The sequence below is a fragment of the Actinotignum sanguinis genome, from assembly GCF_003957255.1.
GTDB classification, from domain to species: Bacteria; Actinomycetota; Actinomycetes; order Actinomycetales; family Actinomycetaceae; genus Actinotignum; species Actinotignum sanguinis.
Window position 1 is genome coordinate 18,966 of record NZ_QDIE01000001.1, and the last position, 12,251, is coordinate 31,216.

The following is a 12,251-nucleotide window of genomic DNA, read 5'->3' on the forward strand; positions in this document are numbered from 1 at the left end:
GAGTTAAAGCCGTGATGATGTGGCGGAGAGGGAGAATTCTTTCCCTGGGCAAAACATGGCGTGGGGCGCGCGAAGCCGAAGTGGAGCTTGAGGATGGTACCCGCGGGCGAGCGCTGGCCTATCCTGAACTCGTCGGCGAGCCGGAGGTCGGTGATACCGTGCTGCTTCAGGCAAGTGCCGCCGCGCGCGGGCTGGGCACCGGCGGTTATTTCTTTGTATGCGCGATTCCCGAGCGCTTGCCCGCAGACTCCTCCACGCCCGGCCATATTGTCAAGGCCCGCTACACCCCGCTCCAATACCTCACCCTGGGTGTTGATGAACAGAATTCTCCCCACCACGAGCTGCTGCGCGAGGCTGATTCCATTAGCGGGATGCCGGTGGTGGCCGCAGATTTGCATTCGGCGCTTCCCGCGATTGCTGCCGGGGTGCACGCGCGCGTGCCGAACGCGCGTATCGCGTATGTGATGGACGACGGCGGAGCTCTGCCCGCCTGGTTCTCACGCACCGCTGCGCAATTGGAAGGTCTCGGCCTTATCCTGGGCACAATTTCGTGCGGGCAGGCCTTCGGGGGGAAGCTCGAAGCTGTCACGATGTATACGGCCTTACTGGCGGCGCGCCTGGTTTGGCACGCGGATGTAGCCGTAGTGGCGCAGGGGCCGGGGAATTTGGGAACGGATACCCGGTGGGGATTTTCCGGCACACGAGTCGGTGAGCATCTCAACGCCGCCGATACCCTGGGAGGAATCCCGATTGCGGCCTTGCGGATGTCGAGCGCGGATAGGCGGGAGCGCCACCTGGGACTTTCCCATCACAGCGTGACGGCACTCACGCGAGTGGCGCGCTGCCAGGTGAGCTGCCCGGTTCCGGTGCTCGGCGAGGATGCGCTCTCCCGAGCGGTACCAGCTGACGTGGCCGCGCGTCTGGGCGGGCAGCTGGAGGAACTTTTCCGAGCACCCCACTTGGAACGTGTGGATATAGAGGCGAGTGCGGTAGCGAGCGCCCTCGCGGACTTCCCGGTACGGCTGTCCACGATGGGGCGCTCGCTCACCGCCGATCCCCTCAATTTCTTAGCGGCCGGCGCGGCCGGCTACACGGCCGGGGAGCTGGTGGCGCGGGCTCAGCAGAGTTGAGCTGCGTGCCCGGTAGGCCGGTGGCACGCAGCTGCGTCGTCGTTCTTAATGCGCGGAGTTACCGGTCAGATCAACGAAAGCATCGGCCGCGGCAACCGGTTCGCGTAACAGTTTCTCAGACATAAACGTGGCCATCGCTTCCCAGCGCCGTGCGTCCTGCACCCCGAGCGGGGTACGTCCCGCATACAGCTCAATGGTATTCGCGAGGACTTTTTCGGCAGCGGTGGCGTTATCCGCTTCGCGCAAAGCCGGAACATGCTTTGCGGTGATCTCCACGGTTTCCTTCGGGTTGCTGCGCGCGAAGTTCACGGCGCGGTCGAGCGCTCCGAGCATGCGGGTGAAATCGTCACGATGGGCGTCGACGGTGGGGCGCAGCGAACCGAGTCCCACCCCGACAAGCGGCAGTCCGCCCGGGAGCATCTCGATGGTGCGCACCGGCACCCCCTGGCGTTCCACGCTGGGAACATCGGAGTTGCGGAAACCGATAATTGCGTCCACCTCCCCACTGGCCAGGGCGGCGGCCTGGGTGTAGCCGATGTAGTTCACGCTGATATCTGATTCAGTCCAGTTATGTGCGGCCATGAGCGCCTGGAGCGCATAGTAGTTTTCCCCGTACGGACCGGGCAGCCCAATGCGGCGTCCAGCCAGGTCAGCTGCATTTTGAATCGGGGAATCGGCCGGCACGATGAGGGTGACGGGATAAGCCTGGTACATCGTTGCCCAATTGACGACGTCGATACCGTTGGAGCGACCCTCCATCATTTCGTCACCGCCGGCAAAAACCACATCTTCACTCCCGCTGGAGAGCGCGCCGAGGAGGGATTCTTGGGCGCCGTGGTGACGCAGCGTGATATCAAGCCCAGCTTCGCGGAAATAGCCCTGGTCTTCAGCCACGTAGAAGGGCGCGAATTGGATATCCGGAACGTAGGTGAGACCGACGGTGAGGGAGGCGGTGGCGCTCGCGGTAGGTTGCTGCACGGCGGCGGAGGGCGAGCTGCTTTCACCGGCTTTGTTCCCGGAGCCGCCTCCCGCGCCGCCTCCCGCACATCCGGCGAGCCCGAGGGCAGCGGTCGCGAGTGTGGCAATGAGTCGTTTCATGGGTGTCCTTTCTTGTGTTGCGCTTCTGTGCGCGAGTTTCCTGCTGGGGTGCGAGCTGTGGCTGTGATGGCCTCGGTAACGCACCGCAGTTAACGCACCGCAGCGGTGACGTGTTTTTCGACGGTAAAGATGAGGAGGTAGATACTGATGGCGGCGGCGGCCATAACAACGATGACGGCGAACATTCCGGTGATATCTCCGGTGGGTTGGGCACGCGAGAGTTCGGTGCCCAGGCCCGCTCCCCCGATGATCATTTCTCCAACGACGGCGCCGGTGATGGACAGGGTGAATCCGGTGCGTAGGCCGGCCAGGATGGAGGGCGCAGCCAGGGGCACGATGATGGGGAAAAGGAGGCTGAGGCGAGCTGCGCCGTCGAGCCGAGCTGCGGCGATAACATCGCGGTCAATGGCATGCACGCCCACCGAGGTGGAAACGATAATCGGGAAGATAACCATGATGGTGCACAGCACTACGATGGAGGGCATCCCGTAGCCAATCCAGACGACGAGGAGGGGCGCGAGGGCGACGGCGGGGACTGCTTGCGAAGCGGCGAGGAAGGGCTGGAGTGCGCTATTGAGCAGACGCCAGCGCGCTAGGGCGATGCCGAGGGGAACTCCGAGGAGGGCAGCCCAGGCACACCCGGTGAGGGCCGCGGCGAGGGTGTTTCCTAGCGCGGTGAGGAGGTAGGGAGGGTGAGCGCCAAGTCCGAGGAGTGCGGTCGCTAGGCGGTGCCCGACCGCGCGAGGTGCGGGGAAGAGGTGGTCGGGTACCAGCTGGGCGCTAGTGACTGCCGACCAGAGGAGAAAAACCGCGAGGAGAGAGAGTGCGGCGGGTACCCACGCGGTGCGAGGAGAGCGCGGGCGCGGGTGAGAGTTGCGGCGCACGGTGTTCACGTTCCAGTTCCTGACCTTCCCGATGGCCGGGAACTTTGAAGCCGGGAGACGCTGACGCCACGGCGCGCCAAAATTGCGTAGCCGAAGCGGGGCTTGGAGCCCCTCGATGCGCCTCCCATCCGGACTATTACCGTCGGTTGGGGAATTCCACCCCATCGGCCACGTGCGTGGTTCGCGGACTGTTACCGCCGGTTCAGACTTTCACTGACCCCGGTGCATCGTGTTCTATATTAGCTCGTCGCGTGCGGGCGTGCACCCGTTGTTAATGCGCCGCGTGCTGGCACGCACCTGTGGCTAATTCGCGGAGCTTCTCTACTTCAGCGTAGGCATCTTCCGCGCGGAAAACGGCTGAACCCGCCACGAAGTTATTAGCTCCAGCAGTGGCCGCTTGTTCGATGGTCGCGCGGGAGATACCGCCGTCCACTTGAATCCACACGTCCAGGCCGGCTGCTTCGATCGCGCGGCGGGTGCGGGTAACTTTCGGCATCATCGATTCGATGAAACTTTGCCCGCCGAATCCAGGTTCCACGGTCATAATGAGGACCATGTCGAATTCGTTGAGAATGTCGATGTACGGCTCGATGGGCGTTGCCGGTTTGATGGCGAGTCCGGCGCGGGCGCCTTGCGCGCGTAGTTCGCGGGCAAGACGTAGCGGGGCTTGGCAGGCTTCGGCGTGGAAGGTGACGGAGGCAGCTCCTGCTTCCGCGTAGGCGGGCGCCCAGTGATCGGGGTTCTCGATCATGAGGTGGGCATCGAGCGGGACCGCGGTTGCCTGTGCCGTAGCTTCGAAAATAGGCAGACCGAGGGCAAGGTTGGGAACAAAGTGATTGTCCATAATATCCACGTGCACGAAATCAGCGTTGGAGATTTTCTCCAGTTCATCAGCTAGATGCCCAAAATCGCAGTTGAGGATAGATGGGGAAATCTTCACGTCCATGATGGTGATCCTTTCAGGAGCGCCGTGATGCTGGCGCGAATTCGGGTGCGGATGCGGATTTGAGGATGCGTGCCATATACATGGCATCCGTGTGATGGATATCAGGCCACAGTTGCACGGTCATTCCACGAGAGGCAACCGGGCGCAGGGCTCGCCGGTTCGCGGTGACGGTGACGTCGCCAAGTTCCGCGCCCGCGGTGCGTTCCAGGAACGCGGCGATGACATCGCGGGTTTCCGCGAGCACCGGGGAACAGGTGGTGTAGAGCAATAGCCCGCCCGGACGCAGGGCACGGTAGGCGGAGTCGAGGAGCTCGCCTTGGAGTTGCGTCAGTGCAGCCAGGTCGCTTTCTTTTTTGCGCCACCGAGCTTCGGGGCGACGGCGCAGTGCCCCCAAGCCAGAACATGGGGCATCCACGAGGATCCGATCATAGCTATCGGGTTCCTGAGCGCCAATATCCCGCCCATCGCCTTCGCGCAGGGCGACGGTATCCGCCCAGGGTGCAATATTTTCTTCAACGAGATCAAGGCGGTGAGCCTGGGGTTCATTTGCGAACACCCGAGCACCGCGCCGTGCCGCAGTAGCAGCAATAGTTGCGGTTTTCCCTCCCGGGCCGGCGCACATATCCAACCAGGATTTATCCTTCCCGGATATGGAGGCCTCCGTGACAATGGCGGAAATGAGCTGCGAGCCCTCATCCTGGACACCGGCGACCCCGTCGCGTACGGGCCAGAGCCGGTGCGGGTCACCGGAGGCTAGGAGCACCGCGCTGGGTACCAGATAGGGATCTTCCCACGTCATTTTGGCGCGCTCAATCCTGGCTTTGAGGTGTTCGGGTGAGATATTGCGACAGGCTAAAGCTACTTTCGCGGGCGTGTTATTCGCTTCGAGAACGGCTTCCACTTCGGTGGAGCGCCCGGCTGCCGCGAGCGAAGATTCCAGCTGCCGCACGATCCAGCGCGGATGCGAATGCCACACCGCCAGGAACTCTTCCCTAGATGCCGTGCTATTTTCAATGATCCCACGCCAGGCATTCCGACGCTCGGACACCCTCCGCAACACGGCGTTGACGAAACCGGCGATTCCCTGACCTAGTTCATTGCGAGCTAGCGCAACTGTTTCATTAATCGCCGCGTGAGGTGGTGTTTTCAGCTCAATGAGCTGGTAGCAGCCTAGACGGAGTAGATCGAGGGCACGCGGATCGATATCCGCGAGGGTACGGCCTTGGGAACAGCGGGCGATCATGGCATCCCACCGGCCTTGCAGTCGCAAGGTTCCGTAAGCCAGATTGGTGGCGAAGGCCGCGTCGCTTCGATTGAGACGCGCCCGGCTCACCATACCCGGAAGGATGAGATTAGCGTAAGCATCTTCAGTATTAACAGCCCGTAATGCATCATAGGCAACGAGACGTGCGTGGTTCGATGACTGGCGGCGCGGCACCCAGCCGGCAGGACGCTCATTCATGGTGGCCTTCCTTCACTTCAGCATCGAAACGGGTGTGCTCGGCAAGGCGGGCACCGTTAAGCCAGGCGGAGGCATCCATATGGGCCTTGCCAGGCGGGGCAACCCGGCGCAATTGCACGGTTCCTTCCCCGCAGCCGATAACACCACCCGGGCCGATTTCGCCCGGTGCCAAGTTTAGGGGTGCTGTAGGCGCTTCAGGCACAACCACGTGCACTGATTCGATTTTAAAGCGCTGGCCGTTGAGGGTGGTCCACGCCCCGGGGGCCGGGTTGGCGGCGCGAACCCGATCCGCAATACGCTGGGCGGGCCACTCCCAATTCACTCGCGCCCAGGAAGAATCGAATTGGGGCGCGAGGGTAACTTCCCCAGTTTGGGGTTGTGCGTGGGCGTTACCGGCCGCGATGGCATGGAGAGTATCGCTCAATTGGCGCGCCCCGGATTGTGCCAGGCGGGCCAGCAGTTCTCCAGCGGTTTCTTCCGCCCCGATCCGGGTGGCTTCACTCGCGAAAACGGGGCCGGTATCCAGGCCTTGTTCAATTTGAAAGACGCTGGTTCCGGTGGTGGTATCCCCCGCGGCAATCGCGTAATTGACCGGCGCGGCCCCCCGCCAGCGCGGCAAGAGGGAGAAATGCAGGTTGAGCCAACCGTAGCGCGGCACCGTGAGGAGCGCGGGCGGAATGATGAGCCCGTAGGCAACTACCGCCACAGCTTCGGGGGCGAGCTGGGCGATCTGGTCCTGAGCGGTGCTGTCCTTTAAGGTACGGGGGGTGAGCACGGGAAGGTCTAGTTCTGTTGCCACGCGGTGTACCGGCGAGGGAGTCAACACGCGTTTGCGCCCTTGGGCAGCTGGAGCGCGGGTAAGCACCCCAGCGATATCGAAACCTTCATCATGCAGGAGTTTTAAGGACGGAACCGCGGTCTCCGGTGTGCCTGCGAATAGTATTCTCACGTATCAATCCTACCTAGTTCTTTTCTCAGCCTAGTCGAGTATGGATAGTTATCTCTGCCCCTGAGTGCTTATAGGGGTGGGTTAACCTGTAAACGCAATGAGCCACCCAGCCGCTGGGCAGAGTAGGCACCGTAAGTTTTCCGCGTCTGACGGGTGAGGGTCATACCCCGCGAGAGTTCCGCCCGTGCATAGACGGTGATTTCTCCCGGGCGTGCCCCCGGCACCGGGCCGAGCAACACGATCCCGGACGCTAGCTCAAAAGCTCCGCCGGCCAGCAGGTCTGCTTCTGTTTCTTTCTCATTCTCCGGCGGCCATTTCTTGGAACCGGCCTCCCCTGAAAACTGGGCAAAGAGATGGGACTCTTCCTCTCTTACGCCGCGATAGAGGGCCGCGCGCAACATGGCCAGGTACGTTCGCACATCCCCGCTGGCTCCGGAGATAGCCACCCAGGAAGCAGTGGGAGGCAATTTCAATTCGGCCCGCTGTTCGAGTAATTCAGCGGCATATTCGCCCAGTTCCCATTGCGCTAGCCGATTGAGAAGTGCGGGAGGTGCTCCCCCGGCCACCAGCATATGGCCGCCTTCTCCGGCTGAACGGACCCGGGCCGCAACCCGCGCGAGCACCCGAATAAAACGTGTTTCAGCGCCGAGCCCTTCTCCGAGGAGGTAGCGTGCATCCAATACCAATGCAGCGGCGAATCCGCCTTCGGCCTCCGGTTCCGCACCAGGTGTTGCCACCACGATGCGCGGGTGCTGGGAGACTCGCCCAATAATTCCCTCCGGAGAGTGCGATCCAGAAAGAATAATGCCAACACCGGGAAAAGCCCGCCCGATTTCCTCCGCGGTACGTGCAGAACCGATTCGGACAGCGCGCAGCTTCCCGTTGTGGCAGTGCGGACATCGCCAGGGCTGCACTCGCACCCCGCAGCGCTGACAGCGCAGTGGTTCACGTGAGGTACGCTGAGCCAGATTCCCTCCGCAGATTGTGCACAGCGCACGCTCCCCGCAGTAGGTACAGCACAGCACCGGAATATACCCGCTCCGCGGCACGAGGATAAGAACCGGCCCGTTTTCCAGGGCCCGCCGCAGAATAGGAAATGCCGGTTGGGGTAAGCGCAAGTGATCGGCTTCTCCCCCGGGCCACTGGTGGGGACCTGAAATATGCGGAAGCGCGGCGCGCCGTGCGGCCGCGGTGCCATCCAATAGGCTGATGCGGTGTTCTGAAAGCAGCTGGGCGCATTCTTCACTCACGTAAGGGGAGAAAACTAGAAACGCAGCCCCTTCACGCCGAACACGCTCCAGTAGTACGTCACGTGTTGCCAGATACGGTGCGCGAATATCACGCAAGGTTGAGGCAGCATCATCCATGATGACTGCCAGCCCAAGATCTGTGAGCGGCGCCCAGGCCGCCCCGCGGGTACCTACCACAATGCGTGATTGCCCCGATAGCACCGCCAAAAAAGCACGGTAGCGTTTTTCGTGTGCTTCTTCGGACACCATGAGAGTGGGGGTTTCCCCTACCCGGGAGGCAAGGGTAGCCTGCAGTGCTCTGGCAGCCCGGGTAGTGGGAACAACCAGGAGGACGCTGCGCCCGGCGTGCCGCACTGCCTGGACGGCCCGAATCAAAACTTCTACTCCCCCGGCGGGCCCGGGGAGGGCAGCCATGCAGGCCCGCACAGCTTTCCCTTCCCCTAGCGCCGCAAGGAATTCTGGTCCACCCCGATAGGCTTCCCAGGGGCCCGGTTCAGGAGCCGCGTGCGAGCTGGCCAAAGGGATGGTTTCTTGGGTAGTGGCCAAGAATTCTTTAGCGGCCCGCGCATGCCGTTCCGGGATAGCGGTCCGCAATATATCAGCTACTGTTCCGGCATACTTATCGGCAAGAGTACGGGCAACCGCATACACCGACGCAGTGAGCACCGGGTATTCCGAGACCACCCGATACAGGGGGCGCAGCCGCCCGCTGCCTTCCGTAACACTATCCCGAGCAACGATAAATCCGCCTACCCGCTGTGCACCGAGATCTACCACGACCCGGGTTCCCACCCGGGCACTATCCGCGAATTTTTCGGGGACAAGGTAGTCAAATACCCGGTCCATATGAGGCTGGGAGTGGAGCACCTGAACATGCGCAACGGAATTAGGTACCTTGGAGCGCACGCGGGTGCGTGCCGGGCGCGCCTCAAGAAGGGCGCCTTGCTCCCCCACGAGGGGGAGGGCATCGAAATCAAAGAGTGTGCTCTCCATGCAACCTAGGATATCCCGGCCCTACGACAGAAAAATCCGGCGTCAAACTTCGGGCTCTAGATAGCTCTAGATAGCGCGGAGGAGTTCTTCAACCCGGTCTGTTTTCTCCCAGGTGAATTCGGGAAGTTCCCGCCCGAAGTGACCGTAGGAAGCCGTCTTCGCGAAAATTGGACGCTTGAGTTCCAAAGCGTCAATAATCGCCGCGGGGCGGAAATCGAAAACCTTCTGAACAGCGTTTTCGATACGACCCAGTTCTTCTGTTTCCGTCCCGAAAGTATCCAGGCGCACGGATACCGGATGGGCACGCCCAATAGCGTAAGCCAGCTGGAGTTCGCACCGGGAAGCAAGCCCGGCCGCAACCACATTCTTAGCCGCCCAGCGTGCCGCGTAGGCCGCGCTACGATCCACCTTGGACGCGTCTTTTCCAGAGAAAGCCCCGCCGCCGTGGCGTGCCATCCCGCCGTAGGTGTCCACGATGATTTTCCGGCCGGTCACTCCGGCGTCGCCCATCGGTCCTCCCACCACGAAACGCCCCGAGGGATTAACGAGAAGCGAGAATTTATCGGTATCGATGGCGATATTTTCTTCTTCGAGAACGGGCGCAACCACGTGGTCACGCAGCGTTTCCGTCAACCACTCGCGTTGCACATTTTCGTCGTGCTGGCTGGAGATCACCACGGTATTGAGGGCCACGGGCCGCGCACCTTCATAGTCAATAGTGACCTGAGTTTTACCATCGGGGCGCAGTCCGGGAACGACACCTTCACGGCGCACCAGGGCGAGACGTTCTGCGAAGCGGTGGGCAAGCAGGATGGGAGCGGGCATAAGTGTTTTAGTCTCATTGCAGGCATAACCGAACATGAGCCCCTGATCCCCGGCCCCCTGCTGGTCGAAATGATCGTATTCGACTTCGCTGCTTTCCCGCCGTTCCAGCGAGGTATTAACACCGGCGGCAATATCCGGACTTTGTTCATCGATGGAGATGGTCACGCCGCAGGAGTTTCCATCAAAGCCGACTTGCGAGGAGTTGTAACCGATCCCGGTCACAACAGTGCGGATAATATGAGCGATATCCGCGTAGGCATCCGTGGTCACTTCACCGGCCACGTGCACCAGCCCGGTCGTCACCATCGTTTCCACGGCAACGCGAGAATTCTCATCCGACGCGAGCAGAGCGTCAAGAATGGAGTCGGAAATAAGGTCGCACACCTTGTCGGGGTGTCCTTCCGTGACCGATTCGGACGTGAACGGTTGCCGGTAATGCATCGTATCCCCTCGCTTATTAAAACTACTTAGTCACTATTAGTCATCAGCGGCTGCCAGGTAAGGCAAACCTTATTCTATACGCGCTCGGTGGTGAAATGATCGGCTATAAGGCCCGCAATAATACCAGCCATCTGAGCTTTGCTGCCCGCGCCGCTCGCAATGACCTCACCTGCGGGAGTGACCACGGTGATCTCAGTGGGTACCTCGCCAAATCCTGTTTTCTCCCCTACGCGATTGATCACAAGTAAATCAGCGCCTTTGCGCCGCGCTTTTTCGCGTCCGTAATCCAAGACGCTTCCATTCGCGTCGCCAGTTTCCGCGGCAAAACCCACGATGAGCTGCCCCGACCGGCGGCGCCGATGGGAAATATCAGCCAAAATATCCGGATTTTCTACCAGTTCGACGACGCGTTTGCCGCTACCGTCTTTTTTCTGTTTGCTTGCGGCGGGTTCGGCCGGGCGAAAATCAGCAACCGCTGCGCTCATCACCACGCCGTCTGCATTCTTCACCCGGGCAAGAACTGCTTGGTGAAGATCACGCGCCGAACTGACCGGAACAATCTCAGCCCCCGAAGCAAGTGCAGTGATATCGCGGGCTACATGAGCCGCCAGCACCGTTACCCGCGCGCCGCGCTCGAGCAAAGCACGAGCAATTTCCAGGCCAAAACGCCCCGAAGAACGGTTGCCGATAAAACGCACCGGATCGAGGGCTTCGTGGGTGCCTCCCGCTGTGACAAGGATATTCCGACCGCGCAGCGTATGTTCCGTACTGTGCTGCTCCGCCCGTGCATCCGGGTGTTCGCCAGTGAGGATCTCCCAGGATTGCGCGAAAATATCTTCCGGTTCCGGCAGCCGGCCCGGCCCGGAATCCGCCCCGGTGAGTTGCCCGCTAGCGGGTGGAATAATATGAACCCCGCGGGCCTGCAGCACCGCAATATTTTCTTGAGTAGCCGGATGCTCCCACATTTGGGTGTGCATCGCTGGTGCCATCACCACCGGGCACTGGGCCACCAACAGGGTATTGAGAAGAAGGTTATCGGCTATTCCCGCACGCGCCTTCGCGATAGTATTCGCAGTTGCCGGCGCGACCACAACCAAGTCGGCTTCTTTTCCAAGGCGAACGTGCGCGACTTCATCAGCGTGTTCACTGGTTCGCACAAGAACGGGATGATGCGTCAAGGCCTCCCACGTGGTGGCCCCGACCATCTCCAGGGCAGTCGGGGTAGGGATAACGTGCACATCCGCACCGGCTTTCACGAAGAGCCGGACGAGGTAGGCCGCCTTATAGGCGGCGATACCTCCGGTTACGCCGATAACGACGCGCGGCGCGTGCTCTACTTTTCGTCCAGCTGCCATTCGAGCTTGTCCTCGGCGATTTCACGCAGCGCGATGGACAGGGGCTTTTCTTCCGGTTCCGCCGAGACAAGCGCACCGTAATGCTCGATATTGCCGTCACCGCGCGCCATTTCCTGCTTGTAGGAGTTGATTTGACGCGCACGATCCGCTGAAAGCACGCACAGTGCGTACTTCGAATCGATCTTTGCGAGAAGATCGTCAATGGGCGGGTTGGTGATACCTTCGGGTTCCGGAACAGTTCCGAACATGTAGTTCCCTTCTGGATAAACGCGGTACCGCACATGGGCACCACCGTGAAGCTTCGGCCTTTTATTCTAACGCTTCGGGGCGATGAGGTCGAGAATTTCGCCGGTGGCACGTGCCACGGTGTCATTAACGACGACGGCGTCAAACTCCGCCTGGGCGGCTAATTCACCTCGCGCGGTCTCCAGGCGCCGTTCGATGGCCTCTTCTGTTTCAGTACCGCGCCCGCGCAACCGCGCTTCAAGTTCTTGGAACGACGGCGGAGCTAGAAAGATCTGGAACGCTTCGGGCAGTGACTGGCGAACCTGGCGCGCCCCTGCCAGATCGATTTCAAGAAGCGGAATTTTTCCCGCTGCGTATGCTTCTAGCACAGGCTGGCGCGGGGTTCCGTAACGGTGTTTCCCGTGTACTATGGCCCACTCGAGCATCTCCCCGCTTTCGACGAGGTGATCGAAGTGCTCATCATCCACGAAGAAGTAGGATTCCCCTTCGCGCTCCCCCGGGCGAGGTGCGCGCGTAGTGGCAGAAATGGACAGCCATATGCGCGGCTCCTGCGCGAGCAGCTGCGCAACCACGGTTCCCTTTCCCACCCCGGAGGGGCCGGCAAGCACGCAAATACGACGATGATCCTCAGGTGTCATGACATTTATTGTGCCACAGCCCTACGACAGGATT

At 61.3% G+C, this 12,251-nt stretch carries 10 protein-coding genes, 1 pseudogene and 1 riboswitch; of the genes and pseudogenes, 1 reads left to right on the top strand and 10 read right to left on the bottom strand.

Features of this window, described 5'->3' with window-relative positions; genetic code table 11:
• Positions 1-14 precede the first annotated feature (14 nt).
• Positions 15-1,130: a DUF3866 family protein gene (locus DDD64_RS00075; RefSeq protein WP_206435354.1), complete on the top strand. Its 1,116-nt coding sequence runs from the start codon at positions 15-17 to the stop codon at positions 1,128-1,130.
• Positions 1,131-1,175: 45 nt separating this feature from the next.
• On the opposite strand, the gene DDD64_RS00080 is transcribed toward DDD64_RS00075, so the two are convergent.
• The 10 genes and pseudogenes from DDD64_RS00080 to gmk form a co-directional block, all read right to left on the bottom strand.
• A complete protein-coding gene (locus DDD64_RS00080) occupies positions 1,176-2,228 on the bottom strand; it encodes an ABC transporter substrate-binding protein (protein WP_126134469.1) in 1,053 nt (350 codons plus the stop codon).
• A gap of 89 nt (positions 2,229-2,317) precedes the next feature.
• Positions 2,318-3,121, bottom strand: coding sequence for an ABC transporter permease (locus tag DDD64_RS00085; protein WP_126134470.1), 804 nt, complete (start codon positions 3,119-3,121; stop codon positions 2,318-2,320).
• A 103-nt stretch (positions 3,122-3,224) separates the two neighbouring features.
• A riboswitch (FMN riboswitch) is annotated at positions 3,225-3,343 on the bottom strand.
• A 40-nt stretch (positions 3,344-3,383) separates the two neighbouring features.
• Positions 3,384-4,058, bottom strand: coding sequence for a ribulose-phosphate 3-epimerase (gene rpe / locus DDD64_RS00090; RefSeq protein WP_126134471.1), 675 nt, complete (start codon positions 4,056-4,058; stop codon positions 3,384-3,386).
• Between the two features lie 13 nt (positions 4,059-4,071).
• Positions 4,072-5,520, bottom strand: coding sequence for an RsmB/NOP family class I SAM-dependent RNA methyltransferase (locus DDD64_RS00095; RefSeq protein ID WP_126134472.1), 1,449 nt, complete (start codon positions 5,518-5,520; stop codon positions 4,072-4,074).
• Positions 5,513-6,469 carry a methionyl-tRNA formyltransferase gene (fmt, locus tag DDD64_RS00100; protein WP_126134473.1) on the bottom strand — a complete coding sequence of 319 codons (957 nt, stop codon included), beginning with the start codon at positions 6,467-6,469 and terminating at the stop codon, positions 5,513-5,515. Before fmt ends, DDD64_RS00095 begins: the two co-directional genes overlap by 8 nt.
• Before the next feature lie 68 nt (positions 6,470-6,537).
• Positions 6,538-8,712: a primosomal protein N' family DNA-binding protein gene (locus DDD64_RS00105; RefSeq protein WP_126134474.1), complete on the bottom strand. Its 2,175-nt coding sequence runs from the start codon at positions 8,710-8,712 to the stop codon at positions 6,538-6,540.
• Positions 8,713-8,778: 66 nt separating this feature from the next.
• The gene (gene metK / locus DDD64_RS00110) at positions 8,779-9,978 is read right to left on the bottom strand and encodes a methionine adenosyltransferase (RefSeq protein WP_126134475.1); all 1,200 of its coding nucleotides are present in this window, start codon (positions 9,976-9,978) and stop codon (positions 8,779-8,781) included.
• Positions 9,979-10,052: 74 nt separating this feature from the next.
• Complete coding sequence (coaBC, locus tag DDD64_RS00115) at positions 10,053-11,333, bottom strand: bifunctional phosphopantothenoylcysteine decarboxylase/phosphopantothenate--cysteine ligase CoaBC (RefSeq protein WP_126134476.1); 1,281 nt, start codon at positions 11,331-11,333, stop codon at positions 10,053-10,055.
• Positions 11,333-11,581 (bottom strand): annotated as a pseudogene (gene rpoZ, locus DDD64_RS00120) (DNA-directed RNA polymerase subunit omega); the annotation flags it as partial. The pseudogene rpoZ and the gene coaBC, both read right to left, overlap by 1 nt.
• 66 nt (positions 11,582-11,647) lie before the next feature.
• Positions 11,648-12,217: a guanylate kinase gene (gene gmk, locus DDD64_RS00125; protein ID WP_126134477.1), complete on the bottom strand. Its 570-nt coding sequence runs from the start codon at positions 12,215-12,217 to the stop codon at positions 11,648-11,650.
• Positions 12,218-12,251 lie beyond the last annotated feature (34 nt).

Coding starts and splice junctions, on each gene's coding strand:
- DDD64_RS00075 (WP_206435354.1), top strand. CDS start 15: ATGATGTGGCGGAGAGGGAGAATTCTTTCCCTGGGCAAAACATGGCGT.
- DDD64_RS00080 (WP_126134469.1), bottom strand. CDS start 2,228: ATGAAACGACTCATTGCCACACTCGCGACCGCTGCCCTCGGGCTCGCC.
- rpe (WP_126134471.1), bottom strand. CDS start 4,058: ATGGACGTGAAGATTTCCCCATCTATCCTCAACTGCGATTTTGGGCAT.
- DDD64_RS00095 (WP_126134472.1), bottom strand. CDS start 5,520: ATGAATGAGCGTCCTGCCGGCTGGGTGCCGCGCCGCCAGTCATCGAAC.
- DDD64_RS00105 (WP_126134474.1), bottom strand. CDS start 8,712: ATGGAGAGCACACTCTTTGATTTCGATGCCCTCCCCCTCGTGGGGGAG.
- metK (WP_126134475.1), bottom strand. CDS start 9,978: ATGCATTACCGGCAACCGTTCACGTCCGAATCGGTCACGGAAGGACAC.
- coaBC (WP_126134476.1), bottom strand. CDS start 11,333: ATGGCAGCTGGACGAAAAGTAGAGCACGCGCCGCGCGTCGTTATCGGC.
- gmk (WP_126134477.1), bottom strand. CDS start 12,217: ATGACACCTGAGGATCATCGTCGTATTTGCGTGCTTGCCGGCCCCTCC.